The organism is Cryobacterium sp. AP27 (genome assembly GCF_056680495.1).
In genome coordinates this window covers 1,846,769-1,868,169 of sequence record NZ_CM155285.1, presented here as the reverse complement: position 1 = coordinate 1,868,169, position 21,401 = coordinate 1,846,769, and the positions used below count along the sequence as shown (strand labels likewise).

23 protein-coding genes and 1 tRNA gene are annotated in these 21,401 nt (G+C 66.7%); 22 read left to right on the top strand and 2 right to left on the bottom strand.

Going from position 1 to position 21,401, the window contains the following annotated elements:
- Positions 1 to 71 precede the first annotated feature (71 nt).
- The 14 genes from obgE to treZ all read left to right on the top strand — a co-directional run bounded on the left by obgE (position 72) and on the right by treZ (position 14,629).
- Positions 72 to 1,646 carry a GTPase ObgE gene (gene obgE, locus AC1MB9_RS08925; protein ID WP_479961613.1) on the top strand — a complete coding sequence of 525 codons (1,575 nt, stop codon included), beginning with the start codon at positions 72 to 74 and terminating at the stop codon, positions 1,644 to 1,646.
- A 2-nt stretch (positions 1,647 to 1,648) separates the two neighbouring features.
- Positions 1,649 to 2,455 (top strand): glutamate 5-kinase, encoded by an 807-nt coding sequence (gene proB / locus AC1MB9_RS08920; protein WP_479961612.1) that lies wholly within the window; start codon positions 1,649 to 1,651, stop codon positions 2,453 to 2,455.
- 114 nt (positions 2,456 to 2,569) lie between these two features.
- Entirely contained in the window at positions 2,570 to 3,373 is an 804-nt protein-coding gene (proB, locus tag AC1MB9_RS08915) for a glutamate 5-kinase (RefSeq protein WP_479961611.1), read from the top strand.
- Positions 3,374 to 3,382: 9 nt separating this feature from the next.
- Positions 3,383 to 4,651, top strand: a complete 1,269-nt coding sequence (locus AC1MB9_RS08910; RefSeq protein ID WP_479961610.1) for a glutamate-5-semialdehyde dehydrogenase — start codon at positions 3,383 to 3,385, stop codon at positions 4,649 to 4,651.
- A 63-nt stretch (positions 4,652 to 4,714) separates the two neighbouring features.
- Positions 4,715 to 4,963: a hypothetical protein gene (locus AC1MB9_RS08905; RefSeq protein WP_479961609.1), complete on the top strand. Its 249-nt coding sequence runs from the start codon at positions 4,715 to 4,717 to the stop codon at positions 4,961 to 4,963.
- Positions 4,964 to 4,978: 15 nt separating this feature from the next.
- Positions 4,979 to 5,584 (top strand): nicotinate-nucleotide adenylyltransferase, encoded by a 606-nt coding sequence (nadD, locus tag AC1MB9_RS08900; RefSeq protein WP_479961608.1) that lies wholly within the window; start codon positions 4,979 to 4,981, stop codon positions 5,582 to 5,584.
- Positions 5,581 to 6,729 (top strand): hypothetical protein, encoded by a 1,149-nt coding sequence (locus AC1MB9_RS08895; protein ID WP_479961607.1) that lies wholly within the window; start codon positions 5,581 to 5,583, stop codon positions 6,727 to 6,729. The genes nadD and AC1MB9_RS08895 overlap by 4 nt, the downstream gene beginning before the upstream one ends.
- Positions 6,730 to 6,790: 61 nt before the next feature.
- Positions 6,791 to 7,189 carry a ribosome silencing factor gene (rsfS, locus tag AC1MB9_RS08890; RefSeq protein ID WP_479961606.1) on the top strand — a complete coding sequence of 133 codons (399 nt, stop codon included), beginning with the start codon at positions 6,791 to 6,793 and terminating at the stop codon, positions 7,187 to 7,189.
- 72 nt (positions 7,190 to 7,261) lie between these two features.
- Positions 7,262 to 7,338, top strand: a tRNA-Ala gene (locus tag AC1MB9_RS08885).
- 88 nt (positions 7,339 to 7,426) lie between these two features.
- A complete protein-coding gene (locus tag AC1MB9_RS08880; protein WP_479961605.1) occupies positions 7,427 to 7,840 on the top strand; it encodes a YchJ family protein in 414 nt (137 codons plus the stop codon).
- 34 nt (positions 7,841 to 7,874) lie between these two features.
- Positions 7,875 to 8,216: a TIGR02611 family protein gene (locus AC1MB9_RS08875; protein ID WP_479961604.1), complete on the top strand. Its 342-nt coding sequence runs from the start codon at positions 7,875 to 7,877 to the stop codon at positions 8,214 to 8,216.
- Positions 8,217 to 8,331: 115 nt separating this feature from the next.
- Entirely contained in the window at positions 8,332 to 10,551 is a 2,220-nt protein-coding gene (gene glgX / locus AC1MB9_RS08870) for a glycogen debranching protein GlgX (RefSeq protein WP_479961603.1), read from the top strand.
- Positions 10,551 to 12,863, top strand: a complete 2,313-nt coding sequence (gene treY, locus AC1MB9_RS08865; RefSeq protein ID WP_479961602.1) for a malto-oligosyltrehalose synthase — start codon at positions 10,551 to 10,553, stop codon at positions 12,861 to 12,863. Before glgX ends, treY begins: the two co-directional genes overlap by 1 nt.
- On the top strand, positions 12,860 to 14,629 hold the full coding sequence (treZ, locus tag AC1MB9_RS08860) for a malto-oligosyltrehalose trehalohydrolase (protein ID WP_479961601.1): 1,770 nt from the start codon (positions 12,860 to 12,862) through the stop codon (positions 14,627 to 14,629). The genes treY and treZ overlap by 4 nt, the downstream gene beginning before the upstream one ends.
- A gap of 7 nt (positions 14,630 to 14,636) precedes the next feature.
- On the opposite strand, the gene AC1MB9_RS08855 is transcribed toward treZ, so the two are convergent.
- Both AC1MB9_RS08855 and AC1MB9_RS08850 read right to left on the bottom strand, forming a co-directional pair.
- On the bottom strand, positions 14,637 to 15,278 hold the full coding sequence (locus AC1MB9_RS08855) for a LysE family translocator (RefSeq protein WP_479964608.1): 642 nt from the start codon (positions 15,276 to 15,278) through the stop codon (positions 14,637 to 14,639).
- Positions 15,279 to 15,457: 179 nt separating this feature from the next.
- The gene (locus AC1MB9_RS08850; RefSeq protein WP_479961600.1) at positions 15,458 to 16,279 is read right to left on the bottom strand and encodes an alpha/beta fold hydrolase; all 822 of its coding nucleotides are present in this window, start codon (positions 16,277 to 16,279) and stop codon (positions 15,458 to 15,460) included.
- Between the two features lie 313 nt (positions 16,280 to 16,592).
- On the opposite strand from AC1MB9_RS08850, the gene AC1MB9_RS08845 reads away from it, so the two are divergent.
- The 8 genes from AC1MB9_RS08845 to AC1MB9_RS08810 all read left to right on the top strand — a co-directional run bounded on the left by AC1MB9_RS08845 (position 16,593) and on the right by AC1MB9_RS08810 (position 21,192).
- The gene (locus AC1MB9_RS08845) at positions 16,593 to 17,189 is read left to right on the top strand and encodes a hypothetical protein (RefSeq protein WP_479961599.1); all 597 of its coding nucleotides are present in this window, start codon (positions 16,593 to 16,595) and stop codon (positions 17,187 to 17,189) included.
- A 73-nt stretch (positions 17,190 to 17,262) separates the two neighbouring features.
- Entirely contained in the window at positions 17,263 to 17,478 is a 216-nt protein-coding gene (locus tag AC1MB9_RS08840; protein ID WP_479961598.1) for a PLDc N-terminal domain-containing protein, read from the top strand.
- 414 nt (positions 17,479 to 17,892) lie between these two features.
- Positions 17,893 to 18,396 carry a hypothetical protein gene (locus AC1MB9_RS08835; protein WP_479961597.1) on the top strand — a complete coding sequence of 168 codons (504 nt, stop codon included), beginning with the start codon at positions 17,893 to 17,895 and terminating at the stop codon, positions 18,394 to 18,396.
- Between the two features lie 168 nt (positions 18,397 to 18,564).
- A complete protein-coding gene (locus tag AC1MB9_RS08830) occupies positions 18,565 to 19,104 on the top strand; it encodes a VTC domain-containing protein (RefSeq protein WP_479961596.1) in 540 nt (179 codons plus the stop codon).
- A 12-nt stretch (positions 19,105 to 19,116) separates the two neighbouring features.
- Complete coding sequence (locus tag AC1MB9_RS08825) at positions 19,117 to 19,248, top strand: hypothetical protein (protein WP_479961595.1); 132 nt, start codon at positions 19,117 to 19,119, stop codon at positions 19,246 to 19,248.
- Positions 19,245 to 19,748, top strand: a complete 504-nt coding sequence (locus tag AC1MB9_RS08820; RefSeq protein ID WP_479961594.1) for a hypothetical protein — start codon at positions 19,245 to 19,247, stop codon at positions 19,746 to 19,748. Before AC1MB9_RS08825 ends, AC1MB9_RS08820 begins: the two co-directional genes overlap by 4 nt.
- 60 nt (positions 19,749 to 19,808) lie before the next feature.
- Positions 19,809 to 20,420: a hypothetical protein gene (locus AC1MB9_RS08815; RefSeq protein WP_479961593.1), complete on the top strand. Its 612-nt coding sequence runs from the start codon at positions 19,809 to 19,811 to the stop codon at positions 20,418 to 20,420.
- Positions 20,407 to 21,192 (top strand): enoyl-CoA hydratase/isomerase family protein, encoded by a 786-nt coding sequence (locus AC1MB9_RS08810; RefSeq protein ID WP_479961592.1) that lies wholly within the window; start codon positions 20,407 to 20,409, stop codon positions 21,190 to 21,192. Before AC1MB9_RS08815 ends, AC1MB9_RS08810 begins: the two co-directional genes overlap by 14 nt.
- The last annotated feature ends 209 nt before the right edge of the window (positions 21,193 to 21,401 follow it).

The window sequence follows — 21,401 nt, the reverse complement described above, 5'->3', positions numbered from 1 at the left end:
AACGTAAGGGCGGGCCTCGGTCCGCCTTTACGCGTTTCTAGACATAAATTTTCGCCTGAGAGGGGCACTTCATGGCCACATTCGTTGACCACGTCACGCTGCATTTGCGAGCGGGTAACGGAGGAAACGGGTGTGTCTCTGTAAAGCGTGAGAAGTTCAAGCCGCTCGCCGGCCCGGATGGCGGCAACGGCGGAAGCGGTGGAGACCTCGTTCTCGTCGCCGATCCCGGAACGACCACGCTCCTGGCATATCACCGTTCACCCCACCGCAGCTCCGACAATGGCGGACCCGGCATGGGTGACCACCGCAACGGTCACAATGGCGATCTGCGCGAACTCATGGTTCCGATCGGCACCGTGGTCAAGGATGCCGAGGGCAACGAGCTCCTCGACATGAACGAGCCCGGCCTGCGCCTCGTCGTCGGCCCCGGAGGACAGGGCGGACTCGGCAACGCCGCGCTCGCCTCCACCAAGCGCAAGGCCCCCGGCTTCGCCCTGCTCGGCACCCTCGGCTTCGAAGGCAGCGTCTACCTCGAGCTCAAGACGGTGGCCGATGTGGCGCTCGTCGGATACCCGTCCGCGGGAAAATCGAGCCTGATCGCCGCGATGTCCGCCGCCAAGCCGAAGATCGCTGACTACCCCTTCACCACCCTGCACCCGAACCTCGGCGTCGTCGAGTCGGGAGAGTCGCGCTACACGATGGCCGACGTCCCCGGTCTGATCGAGGGCGCCAGCGAGGGCAAGGGCCTCGGCCTCGAATTCCTTCGCCACGTGGAGCGCTGTACCGCGCTTCTGCACGTGCTCGACTGCGCCACGCTCGAGCCCGGGCGCGACCCGATCAGCGACCTCGACATCATTCTCGGTGAACTCTCCGCGTACCCGGTGCCGGAGGGGCAGAAGCCGCTCCTGGAGCGCACGCAGCTCGTCGCCCTGAACAAGATCGACGTTCCGGAGGGCCGCGAGCTCTCCGCCTTCGTGAAGGCCGACCTCGAAGCCCGCGGCTATCGCGTTTTCGAGATCTCCACCGTCACCCACGAGGGGTTGCGACAGCTGAGCTATGCCCTGGCCGAGATCGTCGAGAAGGGCCGGGTCGAGACCGCCCTGGCCGAGGCCAAGAAGCCGCGCATCGTCATCCGCCCGAAGGCCGTCGACGACGGCGGCTTCGTGGTGCGGGTCGAGGGCGGATCCTTCGGCAACATCTACCGGATTCTCGGGGCGAAGCCGGAACGCTGGATTCAGCAGACCGACTTCACCAACGATGAGGCCATCGGCTTCCTGGCCGACCGCCTTGCGAAACTCGGTGTCGAAAACGAGCTGTACAAGGCGGGCGCGATCGCCGGGTCCACGGTCATCATCGGACCGGGCCACGGAGTGGTGTTCGACTGGGAGCCCACGCTCACCTCGACCGCGGAGCTCATCGCCGCCCCGCGCGGTACCGACACCCGGATCGACGATTCCACCCGACGCACGAGCAGCCAACGTCGTGAAGAATACTTCGGCCGAATGGACGCCAAGGCCTCCGCTCGCGCGGAAATGATCCGCGAGCGTGAAGCCGGCATGTGGCGCAGCGGTGAAGAGGAACAGAACGAAGATGTGCGCGCAAGCGGCAAGAATTCAGAAGACGACGGCACAACGAAAGAGGATTAGCAGTGATTGGCTTAAAGCGCGACCAGGTAGCTTCCGCAAAGAGAATTGTGGTCAAGGTTGGATCGTCATCGATTAGCGGTGACAACTCCGACCAAATCACTCCACTCGTGGACGCACTGGCAGAGGCCTACGGCCGAGGAACTGAAGTGGTTCTCATCTCGTCGGGAGCGGTGGCAACCGGAATGCCCTTCCTCGACCTGGACGAGCGTCCCGGTGACGTGGCCACGCAGCAGGCAGCAGCCGCCGTCGGCCAGAACGTGTTGATCTTCCGTTACCAGGAAAGCCTCGACCGGTACGAGATCGCCGCCGGAACGGTGTTGCTGACGGAAGGCGACCTGCTCAACGAGCCGCACCGCAGCAACACCCGCCGGGCGCTCAACCGCCTGCTCGACCTGCGGATTCTTCCCGTGGTCAACGAGAACGACACGGTTGCGGTGTACGGACTGCGTTTCGGCAGCAACGACCGCCTCGCGGCCCTCGTCGCCACCCTGATCAGCGCCGACCTGCTGATCATGCTCAGCGACGTCGACGCCCTGTACACGAAACCGCCGCACCTCCCGGGAGCAGAGAAGCTCGAAGTGATTGCGGCGGACGACCCGCTCACCGATTTCGAGTTCTCGTCCAGCGGAGCCACCGGCGTCGGCACCGGCGGTGCCAGCACCAAGGTGGTGGCTGCGCGTCTGGCGACCAAGGCCGGAACCGCCGTACTCGTGACATCGACGGAGCTGGCCGCTGCGGCGCTGCGCGGCGAACCCGTGGGAACCTGGTTCGAGCCCGTCGAGGGCGAAGACGAGCGAGCACTGCTCTAATCCTCCGCATCACCGGCGAAGCGCCCACCCGACTCCTCGGGTGGGCGCTTCCGTTGTAAGCTGCCCGAGGCCGTCCCAACACTGTGTTCGGGCGCCGGGGAAGGCCCAACTGCCGTGAATTCGCTCTCTCGCGACCAGATCGCGTCCGCTGCCCGCATCGTGGTCAAGGTGGGCTCATCATCGATCAGTGGCAGGAACGCCGATCGCATCGGACCCCTGGTGGATGCCCTCGCCGCGGCACATGCGCGCGGCACCGAAGTCATTCTCGTGTCGTCCGGGGCCATCGCCACCGGAATGCCCTACCTTCGGCTGGACGACCACCCCAGTGACCTGGCCACCCAGCAAGCCGCCGCCTCTGTGGGCCAGAGCCTGCTGATTTCCCGATATCAGACCAGCCTCGACCGCTACGACATTGTGGCCGGCCAGGTGCTGTTGACCGCCGGCGACCTGGAGAACGCGACGCCCCGCAGCAATGCCCAGCGGGCCATGGACCGCCTCTTGGACCTGCGGATCCTGCCGATCGTGAACGAGAACGACACCGTAGCGACCCACGAGATCCGATTCGGCGACAACGACCGGCTCGCCGCCCTGGTGGCGACGCTGTGCGGCGCCGACCTGCTGCTGCTGCTGAGCGACGTGGATGCGCTCTATACGATGCCGCCGGAGCGTGCGGGGGCCGAGCCCATCTCCTTCGTGGCACCCGGCGATCTGATGGCCGGAATGGAATTCGGTTCGACATCGGTCAACAGCGTGGGCACCGGGGGAGCGAGCACCAAGGTGACCGCCGCGCGCCTCGCTGCGGCGAGCGGAACCGGAGTGCTCGTCACCGCGACGTCACTGGCCACGGAAGCCCTGCGCGGAGACCCGGTGGGCACCTGGTTCGAACCCGGGGCACCGCCGCATCGCCGACTTTGGTAAACTAGGCACATGTTGCAGCCTGTACTTCCCGATGTCCAGCTCACGCCCACTCTCGAAGACGCCCGCACGGCGTCCATTGCCCTCGCTTCGGCGCCGACCGCGTTGAAGAACGCGGCGCTCGGTGCGATTGCCGACCGGCTCCGCGACAGCGTTGACACCATCCTCACCGCGAACCGTGCCGACCTGGCCGCCGGCGAGACGAACGGCCTCACGACCGGTCTGCTTGACCGCCTCGCCCTGAACGAAGACCGCGTTGCCGCCCTGGCCGACGCCGTGCGCCAGATCGCTCTCCTGACCGACCCGGTCGGCGAGGTCGTTCGCGGCAGCACCCTCCCCAACGCCATCAAGCTCAGCCAGGTGCGTGTGCCGTTCGGTGTGGTCGGCGTCATCTACGAGGCCCGTCCCAACGTGACGGTCGACCTTGCCGCCCTCGCCCTGAAGAGCGGCAACGCCGTTGTGCTGCGCGGCGGCTCGGCCGCAGAGAACACCAACCGTGTGCTCGTCGAGCTGGTCCAGGACGCCATCGAGTCCGTCGGTCTGCCCCGCGAAGCGGTGCAGACGATCGACCCGTTCGGTCGTGCCGGCGCCACCGAGCTGATGAAGGCGCGTGGCTATGTGGACGTGCTCATTCCTCGCGGCAGCGCCAACCTGATCCGCACCATCGTCACCGAGGCCAACGTCCCCGTGATTGAAACGGGTTCCGGCCTGGTGCACGTGTTCCTCGACGAGAGCGCCAACGAGCAGTGGGCGATCGACATCGTGCACAATTCCAAGGTGCACCGACCGAGCGTGTGCAACGCCCTCGAGACCCTGCTCGTGCACCGTTCCGCGGCCGCTCGGGTGCTTCCCGGTGTGCTGGACAAGCTCACAGACGCCGGTGTCACCATTCACGCTGACGCTCGCGTGCGCGCCCTCTACCCGTCTGCCGTCGCGGCTACCGAGGAGGACTGGAGCACCGAGTACATGAGCCTCGACCTGTCGGTGGCCATTGTGGATTCCCTCGATGAGGCGATCGCCCACATTCGCCGCTACTCCAGCGGGCACACCGAATCCATCATCACGAACGACCTCGGCAACGCCGAACGCTTCCTCAACGAGGTGGATTCGGCATCCGTCATGGTGAACGCGTCGACGCGCTTCACCGACGGCGCCGAATTCGGCTTCGGCGCCGAGGTGGGAATCTCCACGCAGAAGCTGCACGCACGCGGACCGATGGGCCTCCCGGAGCTCACCAGTACCAAGTGGATCCTGCGCGGATCAGGACAGGTGCGCGCCTAGCCCGCACTAGACTGATCCCGGTGGCGCAAGCCCCACCTTTTTTGTGTGTGAAATGGAGAACCCATGTCGTTTGTGACCGCTGTGCTAACTAGTCCTCTTCTGGCGACCGCTGCCGCGGCCGAGGCCGAGGTCGAACACGCTGCCGTGGCGTTGCCGCTGCCTCTCTGGGGCTACCCGGCTGTGGCCTTCGTGCTCTTCGTCGCCCTGGGCGTCGTGCTGTGGAGCTTCCGCGACGTCGCCAATCGGCACAGCGTCAAGGCCAAGGCCTTCGCCGCCGCAAACGGCGGCGTTGCCGGGCACAGCGGCCACTAGCCGAATCGGCACCGCGTGAGTAGACCCGGGACCGAGCGTCGCCTGCGCATCGGCGTCATGGGCGGTACCTTCGATCCGATTCACCACGGGCACCTGGTGGCCGCGAGCGAAGTGGCACAAAGTTTTGACCTCGACGAGGTCATCTTTGTGCCCACCGGCGAGCCCTGGCAGAAGTCCGACGTGACGTCGAGCGAACATCGGTACCTGATGACCGTGATCGCCACGGCGTCCAACCCGCAGTTCACGGTCAGCCGGGTGGACATCAACCGGGACGGTCCGACGTACACCATCGACACCCTGCGTGATCTGCATGACGAACGCCCGGATGCCGAGCTGTTCTTCATCACCGGAGCCGACGCCATCAGCCAGATTCTCGGCTGGAAAGACGTGCGGGAACTGTGGGAGCTGGCGCACTTCGTGGCTGTGAGTCGTCCGGGACATGAGTTGAGCGTTTCGGGTTTACCCAACCAGGACGTAAGCTTGTTGGAGGTCCCGGCTCTGGCCATTTCGTCCACCGACTGCCGGGCACGGGTCAATCGGGGCTTCCCGGTCTGGTATCTGGTCCCCGATGGGGTCGTCCAGTACATCTCAAAGCACCATCTGTATCGGAGCGTGGTATGACGTTGGGCAACAGCCAGCCGCCACTGACCCGACGGCAAGCCCGCGAAGCGGCCTCGGCCCTGCAACGGCAGTCCGACGCCGAACAACCCGACGCCGACACGACGCCCTCAGAATCGGTTGAGTCCGCGCCCGTCGAGCCCGCTCAGTCGAGTGCGGCCCCCGCCGCCGATTCGCCGACCGGCCGCAAGCCCCGCGCGGGGCAGAAGCGCCGCGGGCCGTCCTCGAAGGCTGCCCCCGCCGCTGATGCCTCCCGCCCATCGGACGCGACGGCGGGTGACGCCGCGGAATCCGGCCAGGTTCGGCCCGCTGCCATTCAGCCGGACGCTGCCCCGCCGATGACCTCCTTCGCGCCCCGGGCGAGTGGTTCCGGGGCGGCATCCGCTGCACCGAAACCGTCACAAGACGTCACCGGTCGCACCCTCACCCGCCGCGAGCTGCGGGCGCTCAACGCCGCAGAGGCAGCCGATGCGCTCGAGTTCGAGTCGGAAGCCGCCGAAGACAAGATCGTTCCGGCCGAACCCGTGCGGGAGCCCGACACCGCCGTCTCCAAGCCGACCGCGTCCAAGCCGGCCGCCACCGAGGCTGCCTCGTCGGGGGCCGTCGACGAGAGTCCCGACGCGGAACCGGCGACCGACGCCACCGTGCGGCACGCCCCGGTGGCGCACTGGTCCGTGGACACCGGCGACGACGAAACGCCCGAATCGTCGTCCACGCAGTCGCTCGATGACCTCATGTCCCTGGGCATGGGCGCCGGCGGAAGCCCGACAACGTCCAATGCTCTGATCCTGCCGCTGATTCCCAACCAGGGCACGACCTCGGGGCCGCTCTCCAATACGGGTGAAATCCTCATCACGGGCTCCTTTGATCTGCCGAGGAGCCTCGGCGAAACCGGTCAGCACCCGAACCACTTCGATTCCGCCGACGTTGACCAGATGATCGACCAACTCGACGACGGCAGCCAGACCGAGAATGCTCCGGTCAGCGCCAGCCGCGCCGTGAGTACCCACGCGTCCACGCGTAACGTGATGACCCCGCCGAAAAAGGCCGGGGTGACGCTCCCCGTTGTGCTCGTGGTTTCCACCGCAGCCCTGGCCGTGAGCGTGTCCGCGCTCCTGTTCGTCGGCCACCTCCTCCAAATTTTCTAGCCCACTTCTGTTCATACCGATTTCTGTACATCAAGACGTCTCAAATTCAAGGATCTATTCAATGACCGCAACTGCCCACTCTCGCGAACTCCTCAAGGTGGCCGTCGCCGCTGCCGAGTCGAAGGCCGGTGAAGACCTGATTGCGCTGGACGTCTCCAACCCGCTTCCGCTCGCCGACATCTTCCTGATCATCACGGGGCGTTCAGAGCGCAACGTGATCGCGATCGCCGGCGAGATCGAAGACCAGCTGATCGAAGCCGGACACAAGCCGCTCCGCCGTGAAGGCCGCGCCGCCGGCCGTTGGGCTCTCGTTGACTTCGGGGACCTCGTCGTACACGTCTTCCACGAGGAGGAGCGCGAGTACTACGCACTCGAGCGCCTGTGGAAAGATTGCCCTGTCATTCCCCTCGAGCTCGCATCAGCCGGCGCCACAGACGTCGTTGCAGACGTCGCCGAGTAGCCTGGTTTCGCATCTGCTGTTTTATGCAGTAGTCTAAACAAGTTGTTTCGGGGGAATCCGAAACAACAAAATGGGTCCGTGGCGCAGCCCGGTAGCGCACCTGCATGGCATGCAGGGGGTCAGGGGTTCGAATCCCCTCGGATCCACCAAAACACAGAAAACCCCGACCTGGTCGGGGTTTTCTGTGTTTAATCGTTCTCTTTTCCGTGAAACTTTTTTGGGATGGATGCTCGAAACGTGACGTCTTCTGTGTTGCCAGGCAATCGGTGCCCGTGCCTCAGCGGTGAGAGCTATCCGGAGTGCTGCAACCGGTACCACCGGGGAGACGCGCTCGCCCCCACGGCCGAACAACTCATGCGCTCGCGCTACTCGGCTTTCGCCGTCGGTGACGCCGCCTACCTGCTCGCGACCTGGCATCCGCGTACCCGGCAGGCGTCCCTCGAGCTGGACGCAGGACTGGTGTGGACCCGCCTCGTCATCGAGCGCACGAGCGGCGGGGGACCGTTCGACCGCGAGGGTCTGGTGGAGTTCACGGCTCACTATCGCAGCGACGACGGTCGCGGCCGTCAGCACGAGACGAGCCGATTCGAGCGGGTCGAACAGGTTTGGTATTACGTCGACGGTCTCGCCTCAATCGGCAGAATATTTTAACCAAATTCCCAGCCATCCGTCGTATGTTGTGGGGATGACAGACACGCTGACCCGCGACATCGAAGCGGGCAGTGCGCTCAATCATCCGGTACGGGCCTTCCTGCGCCGGTGTCGGGCGTGGGTGGAGCGCCACCCCCGAGTGCGGTGGGCCTATCGTTTCACTCTGGGGCTGATCGGGACCCTCGTCGTGTGCATCGGGGTGCTGCTGATTCCTCTGCCCGGACCGGGCTGGCTGATTGTCTTCTTTGGTATCGCCATCCTCGGCACCGAGTTCCCGTCCGCCAGACGGGTGTCTGCCTTCCTCAAGCGCGTCCTCTCCCGCGCCATGGCGGCCTGGACGGCACGACGAGCCGCTCGCCGCCCCACCGCCGGCTAGGTCCCGCCCGAGTGGTGCCCGGGCTCGCCATCGGGATTTTCTATGCCAAATCATCGACTAACGTACTCATGGGCACCAGTGTGCCCCTAGTCCGATCTCCATTTCGAGGAGTCTCATGGAAACCTGGCCCGGAACCGCCTATCCCCTTGGTGCAACGTTCGACGGGAGCGGCACCAACTTCGCCCTGTTCAGCGAAGCCGCCACTCGCGTTGAGCTGTGCCTCTTCGACGACGACGGCGTAGAAACCCGCGTGGAGACGCGCGTCGAAGTTCGCGAGTCGTCCGCCTTCATCTGGCACTGCTACCTGCCCCTCGTGCAGCCCGGTCAGCTCTACGGCTACCGCGTGTACGGCGACGGCGACTCCACCGCAGGCAATCGCGCCAACCCCAACAAGTTACTGCTCGATCCCTACGCCAAGGCGACCTATGGTGCCATCGACTGGGACGAGTCGCTGTTCTCGTACCACTTCGGTGACCCGGACTCCCGCAACGACGCCGACTCGGCGCAACACATGATGCTCGGCGTGGTCGTGAATCCGTTCTTCGACTGGGCGGGCGACCGCCCGCTGCGCACGCCCTACAGCGAGACGCTCATCTACGAGGCGCATGTGAAGGGCCTCACCCAGTTGCAGGAGGCCGTACCGGAATCCCAGCGGGGCACCTACGCGGGCGTCGCGCATCCCTCGGTCATCGACCACCTGCAGAAGCTCGGCGTCACCGCGGTCGAACTCATGCCGGTACACCAGTTCGTGAACGACAGCACCCTGATGGAGAAGGGCCTCAACAACTACTGGGGCTACAACACCATCGGCTTCTTCGCACCGCACAACACGTACTCGTCTACGGGTGATTTGGGACAGCAGGTGCAGGAGTTCAAGGGCATGGTGCGCAGCCTGCACGCGGCCGGCATCGAGGTCATTCTCGACGTGGTGTACAACCACACTGCGGAGGGGAACCACCTCGGACCGACGCTCTCGTTCAAGGGCATCGACAACGAGGCCTACTACCGGCTCATGGACGACGACAAGCGTTACTACATGGACTACACCGGCACCGGTAACACCCTCAACGTGCGTCACCCGCACGTGCTGCAGCTCATCATGGACTCGCTGCGCTATTGGGCCATTGAAATGCACGTCGACGGCTTTCGTTTCGACCTGGCCTCGGCCCTGGCCCGTGACCTGTACGACGTCGACAAGCTGTCGACCTTCTTCGAGCTCGTGCAGCAAGACCCGATCGTGTCGCAGGTGAAGCTCATTGCCGAGCCGTGGGATGTGGGCCCCGGCGGCTATCAGGTGGGAAACTTCCCCTCACAGTGGTCCGAGTGGAACGGCAAGTACCGCGACACCGTGCGGGACTTCTGGCGCGGCGAACCGCAGACCCTGGGTGACTTCGCGAGCCGCATCGCGGGTTCGTCCGACCTGTACGAGCACTCCGGACGCCGTCCCGTCGCGTCGGTCAACTTCGTCACCGCTCACGACGGTTTCACGCTCTCCGACCTCGTCTCCTACAACGAGAAGCACAACGAGGCCAACGGCGAAGACAACCAGGACGGCGAATCACACAACCGTTCGTGGAACTCCGGCGAGGAGGGCCCGACGAACGATCCCGCCATTCGCGCGCTGCGCGCCAGGCAGCACCGCAACTTCCTCGCCACACTTCTGCTCTCGCAGGGCGTGCCTATGCTGCTGCACGGCGACGAGCTCGGCCGCACACAGAACGGCAACAACAACACCTACGCCCAGGACTCGGAGATCTCCTGGCTGCACTGGGAAGACGCCGACCAGCCGCTGATCGAATTCACGGCGGCCATCTCGCGCCTGCGCCGCGATCACCCCACGTTCCGACGCAGTCGATTCTTCGACAGCAGCTCGGGAAAACGCGCCGAGGGGGAGGCCCTGCCCGACATCGTGTGGCTCGCCGCCGACGGCCGGGAGATGGAGTCCGAGGACTGGGATTCAACGGACACGCGCTTCGTCGCCAAGTTCCTCAACGGGGACGGCATCCGGGAACGTGACTCTCGCGGGGTGGACATCATCGATGTGAACTTCATCCTCTGCTTCAACGCCAGCGCCGAGGACGTGGACTTCACGCTCCCCGACGAGGAATACGGGGCAGAGTGGGAAATCGTGGTTGACACCGGTGGCGAGGGCGCCGATCGGGTTCCCCGTTCCGCCGGGGCAATCCAGACGATCATGTCCCGGTCGATGGTGGTCATGCGGGCCTACGCACCGCCCGTCGCGGAACCCGATCACTCGGTGGCGGCGTCCCTGGCCGGCCTCACCGGCGCGATCACTCTCCCGGGACCGGCGGCGCGCCAGCACGGGGCGCTCTGATGCGCGTGCCGGTGTCGACCTATCGGTTGCAGATTCGTGCGGCATTCGACCTGGATGCCGCGGCGGGGATTCTCGACTACGTCTCGCTGCTCGGCGCCGACTGGCTGTACCTGTCCCCGTTGCTCACGGCCGAGGCCGGCTCGGACCACGGCTACGACGTGATCGATCATGCCCGCATTGACCCGACACGCGGGGGAGCAGCCGGTCTCGACCGGTTGGCCGCCGCCAGCGCCGCGGCCGGCCGCGGCCTGCTCGTGGATATCGTGCCCAACCACATGGGCGTCGCGACCCCGGCGCACAACTCGTGGTGGTGGGACCTGCTCCGGCACGGGAAAACCTCCCGCTACGCCGAGGCCTTCGACGTGGACTGGGCCACCGGCAACGGCAAGATCCGGCTCCCGGTGCTCGGCGATGCGCCCGACGAACTCGATCAGCTCCGGATCGTCGGCGACGAACTGCACTACTGGGACCACCGTTTTCCCCTTGCCGTCGGCAGCGCCGACGACGGGGCATCCGTCGCGACCGTCTACGATCGGCAGCACTATGAACTTATGAACTGGCGGCGCGCCGATTCCGAGCTGAACTATCGGCGTTTCTTCGGCGTGAACACCCTCGCCGGGCTGCGCGTCGAGGTGCCGTGGGTCTTCGACGAATCACACGCCGAGATTGTGCGCTGGGTTCGCGAGGGACTCGTACAGGGACTGCGGGTGGATCATCCGGACGGCCTGGCCGACCCGGGAGGCTACCTCGACCGGTTGCGGGACGCGACGGACGGCGCGTATGTGCTCGTTGAGAAAATCCTCGAGGGGCCGGAACAGCTTCCGACCAACTGGTCCACCGCCGGAACCTCCGGCTACGATGCCCTGGCCGACTTCGACCGGGTGCTTGTCGAGCCGGGCGCCGAGCCTGCCCTTGACGCGCTGGAGGCCCGGTTGCAGGGTCGGGACATGGTCTCCTGGACCGAACTGGTGCACAGCAACAAGCGCATGATCGCCGACGGGATGCTGCGCTCCGAGGTGCTGCGGCTGTCCCGGCTCGCCTGCGTGACCCCGGTGTCCGATGCGGTGACCGTCGATGCCATCGCCGAACTGCTCGCCTGCTTCCCGGTGTACCGCTCCTACGTGCCGGTCGGTGCCTCGTACGTGCGCGAGGCGGCCCACGCCGCCGCCCGGCGCCGCCCGGACCTTCGGAACGAGATCGACCGCCTGGTGCCGTTGCTGCTCGACCCCGAGCATCCGTTTGTCGTGCGGTTCCAGCAGACGTCCGGCATGGTGATGGCCAAGGGCGTGGAAGACACCTCGTATTACCAGTTCAGCCGTTTGACCTCGCTCAACGAGGTCGGCGCCGATCCGGGGGAGTTCTCCATCTCCGCGGAGGAATTTCATCGTCGGCAGCAGCTGCGACAGGCGGCCCTGCCGTCGTCGATGACGACCCTGTCCACGCACGACACCAAACGCGGCGAAGACGTACGGGCGCGCATCAACGTGCTCGCCGAGATCCCGGAGGAATGGGCACGTGCCCTCGACGAGTTCAGGGCCGCCGCGCCGCTGGGCGACGCTCCCTTCGAGAATCTGCTCTGGCAGGCCGTCGTCGGAGCCTGGCCGCTGTCGCCCGAGCGTCTCGGCGCGTACGCCGAGAAGGCATCCCGCGAGGCCGGCACCTCCACCACCTGGACCGCGCCCAACGCGGCCTTCGAGGCGGACCTCGGTCGACTCGTCTCGGCGACGAACGATGACGGCGCACTGCGCACCCTGATCACCGCGTTCGTCGCACGCGTGCGCGGCGCCGGGTGGAGCAATTCGCTCTCGGCGAAGCTGTTGCAGCTCACCGCGCCGGGGGTGCCCGACGTGTACCAGGGCAGCGAGCTGTGGGAGACGTCGCTGGTCGACCCGGACAACCGCCGGGTCGTCGACTTCGACCGGCGCCGCGAGTACCTCAGCCGTGTCGACGACGGATGGCTCCCGCCCGTTGACGAGACCGGCGCCGCCAAGCTGCTCGTCACGACGCGGGCCCTGCGCCTGCGCCGCGACCGACCGGAGCTGTTCACCCGCTACGCGCCCGTCACCGCCCTCGGAGCCGGAGCACGCCACGTGCTCGCTTTCGACCGCGGCGGCGCGGTGACGGTCGCCACGCGGCTTCCCGTGGCCCTCGCGGCCGGGGGCGGCTGGGGAGAGACAACGCTCGTGCTCCCCGCGCGACCCTACCGGAACGTACTGACCGGCGAACGCGTCGCCGGCGGGGAGCTCCGGGTCGCCGATCTGCTCGCCCGCTACTCGGTCGCCCTGCTCGTCGCCGAAGGGGCTCATTCATGACGATGACCGACCGATTTGCCGTCTGGGCGCCACGCGCCGCGACGGTTCACCTCGTGCTGACCGACGCGGCGGAGCCGACCGAACACGAGATGTGGCGCGGTGACGACGACTGGTGGCGTCCCGCGGTCGGGGTCGGGGCGAGTGCCGCGCCCGACGTCGAATACGGCTTTCGCGTGGACGGGGACGGTCCGTTCCCGGATCCACGCTCCCGCCGCCAGCCGCAGGGCGTGCATGGGCCCTCGCAACTGTTCGACGCCGGCGACCACGTGTGGGCGGACACCGCCTGGACCGGCCGACAGCTCGCCGGGAGCATGATCTACGAAATGCACCTGGGCACCTTCACCCCGGAGGGCACGCTCGACGCGGCCATCGACCGACTCCCGCACCTCAGGTCGATCGGGGTGGACTTCGTGGAGCTTCTCCCGGTCAATGCCTTCAACGGAACGCACAACTGGGGCTACGACGGCGTGCTCTGGTATGCCGTGCACGAGGGTTACGGAGGCCCGGCCGCGTACCAGCGCTTCGTCGATGCCTGCCACCTGGCCAACATCGGCGTGATTCAAGACGTCGTCTACAACCACCTGGGCCCGAGCGGAAACTACCTGCCGCAATACGGTCCGTACCTGGGCGACGCCGCCGGCAACACCTGGGGCGACTCACTCAACCTCGACGGGCACGACTCTGAGCCGGTGCGCCGCTACATCCTCGACAACGCGCTCATGTGGCTCGGGGACTACCACGTGGACGGTCTGCGCATCGATGCCGTGCATGCCCTGCGCGATGACCGGGCCATTCACCTGCTTGAGGAACTCGCGGTGGAGGTCGACGTGCTGAGCGCTTCGACGCGGCGCCCCCTCACCCTGATCGCCGAATCCGACCTGAACGACCCGCGGCTCATCACGCCACGCGAGGCCAACGGCTACGGTCTCGACGCGCAGTGGAGTGACGATTTCCATCACGCCGTGCACGTGGCGCTGACCGGCGAAACCACCGGCTACTACGCCGACTTCGAACCGCTCAGCGCCCTCGCCAAGGTGCTCGCCGTCGGGTTCATGCACGACGGCACCTTCTCCAGCTTTCGCGATCGAAACCACGGTCGCCGCGTCGACACCGAGCACATGCCCACGTCCCGGCTCGTCGTCGCGTCCCAGAATCACGACCAGATCGGCAACCGCGCCATCGGCGACCGGCTCACCGCGCAACTGGATGCCGGTCAGCTGGCGATCGCGGCCGCCCTGACCCTGCTCGGCCCGTACACACCGATGCTGTTCATGGGCGAAGAGTGGGGTGCGAGCACGCCCTGGCAGTTCTTCACCTCCCACCCCGAACCCGAGCTCGGCGAGGCGACGGCCACCGGTCGGATCGCGGAATTCGCGCGCATGGGATGGGACCCCTCTGTTGTTCCCGACCCTCAGGACCCGGCGACGTTCGAGCGGTCCAGGCTGGACTGGGCCGAAATAGACCAGCCGCAGCATGCCCGCATTCTCGCGTTCTATCGGGAGCTCGCCACACTGCGCCGGGCGAATCCCGACGTGACCGATCCGCGCTTCGCGAGCACGAGCGTTGACTACTCCGAGGCCGATGCCTGGCTTCGGCTGCGTCGCGGTGAGACGCAGATTCTGGTCAACTTCGGCTCCGAGGCGCGGTCGCTCCCGGCGGGGGCCGGCGCGGTGTTTCTCGCGTTCTCCACCGACGGTCATCCGGTGGTGCGCAGGAACGAGGACTCGATCGGGCTCGCACCCCACGCTGTCGTTGTGTTGCGCTGACTCCGCGTCAGCCGCTGGCGCCTGACGCGATGACTCCCACGCCCAGCACGGCCATGATGGCGCTGCTCGCGTGTTCCACCGTGGCATTGACCTTGGGCTTGCGCAGCCACGTCATGGCCTTGGCCGCAACGACGGCGACGACCGCCAGGTAGACGAAGGCGATGACGGATTCCACCATGCCGAGGATCAGGGCCGTTCTCAGGGTGTCGCCACCGTGCGGAATGAACTGCGGCACGATGGCGAGATAGAACAGGCCCACCTTGGGATTGAGAATGGTGGACAGCGCCCCGGCGCCGAACCCGGCAAGTCGCGTGTAGAGCAAGGGTGCGGCCTCGCCGACGCCGGCCAGTGCCGTCTTCGCGGCTCGGCGACTGCGCACGAAGGAGGAAACGCCGAGGTACAGCAGGTACAGTCCGCCGGCGATTTTCAGCCAGCGGAAGACCTCCACGGACTGTTCCATGATGGCCGCCAGCCCGAGGCCCACCAACACCGCCCACACGAGGGACGCTCCGGCGGAACCCACGGCCGCCGCGACACCGGCACTCGCGCGGTTCAGGGCAATGCGCAGCACCAGGAAGGTGTCGGGGCCCGGTGTCACCGAGAGCAGCAGGCACAGGCCGGCGAAGGCGGCGAGCGAGGCGATGGTCATAGGTACCATCATCGCTCATCCGCCGCCCGCGGCGTCCGCCGCTAGTTGTCACCGGTGAGGAAGGCCGCGATGGTGTCGGATGGGAACAGCCAGTGCAGCAAGCGCGGCCATTCGTCGGCTATGAGCCGTGCAAGCATCCGTTGGGTGGCGGCCGAGGGCTGCCGCCCGGGACGCGCGGTCTACGACGCGATGAAATTGAGGATGTCGGCATTCAGGGCTGCCCGGTAGTCACCGTAGATTCCGTGCGGGGCGCCCGGGTAGACCTTGAGCGTGCCGTGCCTGACCAGCTCGGCGGTCTTCAGCGCGGCCGCACCGATCGGAACGATCTGGTCGTCGTCGCCGTGTGCGATGAAGATCGGCACGTCGAGGGCCTTGAGATCCTCGGTGAAGTCGGTCTCCGAGAACGCCTTGACGCAGTCGTAGGCGGCGGCGAGGTTCACCAGCATGCCCTGGCGCCAGAAATCGTCCTTGGCGCCCTGCGACACCGACGAGCCGTCCCGGTTGGCGCCGAAGAACGGCTCCGCGAGGTCGCGGTAGAACTGCGAGGCATCCTTCAGCACACCGGCGCGAATGCCGTCGAAGGCCTCGATCGGTGTGCCTTCCGGGTTGCTGTCCGACTTCACCATCACCGGCGGCACGGCCCCGGCCGTGATGACCTTCACCACCCGGCCGACACCGTGTTGGGCGGCGTACCGCACGACCTCGCCGCCCCCGGTGGAGTGACCGATCACGACCAAGTCGTGCAGGTCGAGGGCGTCGACGAGCTCGGCCAGGTCGCGGGCGTAGGTGTCCATGTCGTTGCCCGTGTATGTCTTCGACGAGCGGCCGTGGCCGCGCCGGTCGTGCGCGATGGCGCGGTAGCCGGCATCCGCCAGCAGCTTCAGCTCGACCTGCCAGGCATCCGAACTCAGCGGCCAGCCATGGCTGAAGAGCACGGGCTGGCCGGTGCCCTGCTCGGTGTAGTAGATCTCGGTGCCATCGGTTGTGGTGATGTAGGGCATGCTCGGAACTCCGTTTCTCGTGGGTGATCTGGGCCGATCCGGCAGCGGCCGCCGATGTAGATGATGCCCCGAGACGGCGCGCACCGCAACGCCGACGCCGGTCGTCATCGACCAGGACGGCGCCGGCGACACCGGGGGAGTCGGACGACGGTGCGGGCCGCACTGATGCCGTCGAAACGTCAGCCATGACACGTCGGGAGACCCCTGCCGCACCATCCGATTTCCGTCATGGGCGCGGGATTTCACGCGACCACCAACATTCTGCCTTCGTGTGTGCGCGCGGGGCTGGACATCGAGGCGATTGCCACCCGTGATGCGCAACGCATCCGCGGATGCCCTCCGAAGCGTCGGATCAACTGGGAAGGCCTACGACAGCGCGGCGGCGCTCCTGGCGGATGCCGACCTGGCCTCGGTGGCCGTGATCGCCCAGGTGCGCTGGCTGTTCGGCGAGGTCACCGCGTTCCTGGTCGCCTCAAACAGCCAGGGCGCCCACGTGGCGCTCGCCGTCATGCTCACCTTCGAGTCCGGCGTGGTCGGCACCCTGGGGCTATCCGGGCTGCCCGGCTATTCGAGCACGACCGAACAGCTGCGGGTCTCCGGCGACGACGGTGATGCGATCGTGGATGAGCTCGTGCGCCTGAGCGTGCACCGCACCGAGACGGCCGGCCGGATTGGAAGACCCTGGCGAAGCACACCCCGGTCTTCACCGCGCCCGAGAGCGCCATGTCGGGCACGGACCGCGACCTCTACTTGCGCGGGTTCGTGGGAGAGATGGCCCACTTCGCGGAGGCGGTGGCTGCGGGCACCGTGCCCCGGAGCAGCGGGCGCGACAACGTGCGAACCATGGCGCTCTGCGACCGGATCATTGCGGGTGCCTGACGTCCCGTCTCACGCGGTAGTGCGCAAGTAGTGGACCGGTGCCATGATTCAACTACCGTGCGCCGCCAGTCGAGGCAGACGCGCGCCGACGACGGGAGAATGACATGGCATCACGAAAGTGGAGCGACATGACCGGGCCGCAGAAGTTCGGTGTGATCGCCGGGGGCATCGTGCAGTTCACCCTCGCCGGTCTCGCGTGGAGCGATCTGGCCCACCGACCGGCGAAAAAGGTCAACGGGCCCAAGGGAGTCTGGGGCGCCGTGATCGCCATCAACTACGCCGGTCCCATCGCGTATTTCATCGCCGGACGCAAGGACTGATCGGCGGGCTCGCCGCGCAGATCCCCGCCCGGCGATCGGTCGGTCCCGCCGGTCTCCGGGACCGACCGTGGCCACGATGCAGACGTCCCGGCCCTGGTGGCTGCTCAGCGGTCCCGGGCGCCCATCAGGCCCTGCCGCTTTGGGCATGGACATCCAAGCCAATGAAATTACGATCGATAGTCAAACGGGGCCTCCAAAGTTCAACTGTGGATAGGTCACCCCGTCGAGGCTGGTAACCCACGTCTACGTGAACGGAGGCCCCAGCCTCAGAGCTGAGCGCCCTCATATCGTCACATCCGTGTGCCGCGATCCGTGGCCGCCGGAATGAGGGCGTCGGCACCCGTGCGCCGTATTGTGGAGCACCGGGTGAGCTGATGCTGAGCCCGGCATTCTCGAAGGAACAGGGGCCAGTACATGAAAAACGTCGCATGGGTGATCGCGGGGATCGCGGCCGGAATCATCTTCGTCTTCGGCGTCGGAATCCTGACCATTGAGAGGATAGGCCTCAAGGGCGGCGCCGTTTTCGACCTTCGCAATGAGCTCGTGGCCGTCACAGACCCCGGACCGGGACTCCTCCAGCTGCTGGCGATCGCGGTGGGGAGCGCCCTCGTGACCGGTGTGCTCACCGTCGGCATGGGACGTCGCTCGCGGCTTGCACGACTCCTGGTTCGCGGGAGTTTCGCGGCAACGACGACCCTGCTGATCGCCACATCGCTGAGCCTGCTTGCGGGTGGCTACACGCAGAACGGTCTTACGACGGGCATCACGCCCGGGTGGAACGGCTGGATCGAAGAGGGTGGGAGCAATTCCGTGGTGCACCTGGTGCTGCTTGTCGTGGTCGCTGTCATGTGGATGCACCGGGAGACGGTGCCAGGCTCGACGACGGCCGAGACCGAGGCGGCCGAGGACGCGGCGTGAGCCGACTCGTGCGTGGCGCTTAACCGCGTCATAGCTCGCTCATAGGGTCGTCGGGCTGGATGGACATTGTTGCGCTACCGACTATTCATTTGGAGGGCACCCTGCTGCAGGCGACGATCATCCTGATCACTCTTTTCATCCGGCTGCGGTCGAGCGAGATCGAACAGCATGAGGTGGCCTACTACTTCGCGGCTCGGGCGATGCGCCACGGTGCTCGCCGCTGCGCCGCTGGACGAGAGCCTCGCCGGCCTCGGCACGATCGGCCTGGAGGAGCTCACCGAACGAGCCGGACTGCTCACCCGCATCGACCGCAAGTACGTACTCCCGCGAAACGAACTCGACGCGGTCCTGGGCGACCTCGATCCCGGCGTGCGCGTTCTCGACATCGACGGGGTGCGGTCGTCGGCCTATGAATCCGTGTACTTCGACACCCCGGAGCTCACGAGCTTCCTGATGGCGGCGCATCCCCGCCGGCGGCGGTTCAAGATCCGCACCCGCACCTACGTCGATTCCGCGCAGCGCTACCTCAAGCCGCCGGTGACCGTGCTGATCTCGGGAGCCTCCGGAGGGGGCGGGGGAGCGCTGGTGCAGATCGCGCGCGCGGTGCAACGGTGTGAACGTCAACGTGCGCCGTGGGCGAGGTGGTCGTTGTGGATGCGGCAAGCCCCGGTACCGACTTGTCTGCGAAGATGGAGCAACCAGTTGTGAAAGGTCGGCACCATGGTCATCTCTGTTGCAGCGACGTCGAGTGTCGATGCGATCGCCGGCGACCTGCGCGCCCGCCCGTTCTCCGTCGACTCCGGACCCGAAGCTCGCGTGCCGGAGCTTGGCCCGACCGGTGTTGCGCCATGAGCACGAATGACTTTCTCGCCCCGGGCACCCGCGCGGCATTCACTGCGGTGAGCGAACTCACCGCGGTCAGCGGAGCGGATGGGGCAGAGACGGAACCGCTGGCCCGCCTTCAGGCGGTACGCACTCTGCTGCACGAACTCGAGGCCGATCCCGTGAGGCTCACGGCCGTGCGGGCAGCCCTTGACGACGGGGCCACCTGGGAACAGATCGCGGAGGCCGCCGGGCTCAAGCCCGCCGCAGCCCGGTGGCGCTGGTCCGGAACCGACGCGGAGATCGCGGCTCGCGCGCTGGCCGGCCGTAAACGGTCCGTGCGCCCCAGCAGCGTGCCCACCGACCTCCCCGGGCTTTCGGTCGCTGAGGCCGCCGCGCAGCTGGGAGTGAGCGCGCAGGCCGTGTACCTCCAGGTCTCTCGGGGAAAGTTGACGAGCAAAACCGTGCAGCTCGACGACGGTCGAAGCTACAAACGGGTCTTCCCGAACGACGCCGAACCCCCTTCTTGACCGAATTTCACCGTCGCACCACAATGGGGCGACACCACCACACGGATGACGGAGTCTTACATGAGTGATTTGCCCCCGGCCACGCCCACGCACCCCGGCGCCGGTTCATCGGTCCCCGGCGCCGCATCCGCACGGGATGTGGGCACCGAGGCGGAGACGAGGGTGCTCACCCTCGACCAATCGGCGTCTGCACCGGGAAGCGCGACACCCTCGGCGCCCGCCCCGGTCCCGCCGCCCGTGCCGCCGGCAGACCCGCCGCCCGCCGCGTCGACGCCCAGGCCACGCTCATCCTCGGTCAAGGCGCCGCAGAACATGGCCCTCGTCGTGCTCGTCGGCATGGTTTCCCTGGCGATCGCCTTCATCGTGATGATCGTAGTGAGTGTCACCTCCGAGAGCATTAATGCGCTCGCCGTGATTGCCACACCGATCGCGTCGATGGTTGCGGCGTACTACGGGATCACGCTGAGCATTCAGCAGGTGAGGAACGAGCGCGAGGAGAAGGAAAGAGCCCTGGAGAGAGCGGATGCCGCCGATGCCGCCCGCCGCGAGATCGAGGTCTGGTCCGCACAGATGGAATCCGCCCTGCGCGTGGCCATGGTCAAGCTGGGCGCCGCCCGGGTGAGCACGGACGAGGTCACGAAGGCAGCAGGTACACCCGATGACTTCTTCTAAGCCGGAGGCCGGTGCCGAGCCCACGAACACCGTGCCCACCACTCTGCTGATCGAACGTGGTCCCGACCGGATGCATGTACAGCTGCACCGCCCGGAGGTGCGCAATGCGATCGACCAGACCATGATCGATGAACTGCACGCCGTATGTGAGGAACTGGAGCGGGAGCCCCGCACCCTCATCCTCTCCGGCAGCAACGGCGTCTTCGCGTCGGGTGCCGACATCGCCCAGCTGCGCGAGCGGCGCGCCGCCGACGCACTGCAGGGAATCAACTCCGGATTGTTCTCCCGCATCGCGCGGCTGCCGATGCCGGTTATCGCCGCCCTCGACGGCTGGGCGCTGGGCGGGGGAGCGGAACTCGCCTATGCCGCCGACTTCCGCATCGCCTCCACGTCGGTGCGCCTCGGCAATCCGGAGACCGCGCTCGGCATTCTGCCGGCGGCCGGGGCGCTCTGGCGGCTCGCGCAGCTCGTGGGTGAGCCCGTGGCGAAGCAGATCATCCTGGCCGGCCGCATCCTCACCGCAGGGGAGGCGCTCGCCGTGCACCTGGTGACGGAAGTACACGACCCGGCCGATCTTCTGGCCGCCGCACATGCCCTGGCCGATCGCATCGGCGCGCAGGATCCGCTCGCCACCCGCCTGGCCAAGCAGGTGTTCCATGCGCCACTGGACGCGCATCCGCTCGTCGACAACGAGGCGCAGGCCATCCTGTTTGAGTCGCCGGAGAAATTCGCCCGAATGGATGCGTTCCTCGCACGCAAGAAGCGGTCCTGATCGACGCCAGATGACCTTTGGCCCTACTGCGGCCGTCTCGGGGGCGGGACTGTTAAGTCACAACCCCGAGAAAGGTGTTCACATGACCTTGACGTGCCCCTACTGCCGTTCCCAGGCACGGCTGAGTCCCAACCCGGCGCATGAGCGGCGCTCTTCGCTTCCGGTGTACCTGTTCGTGTGCACCGGGTGTGACCACACGTCCGTGAGCC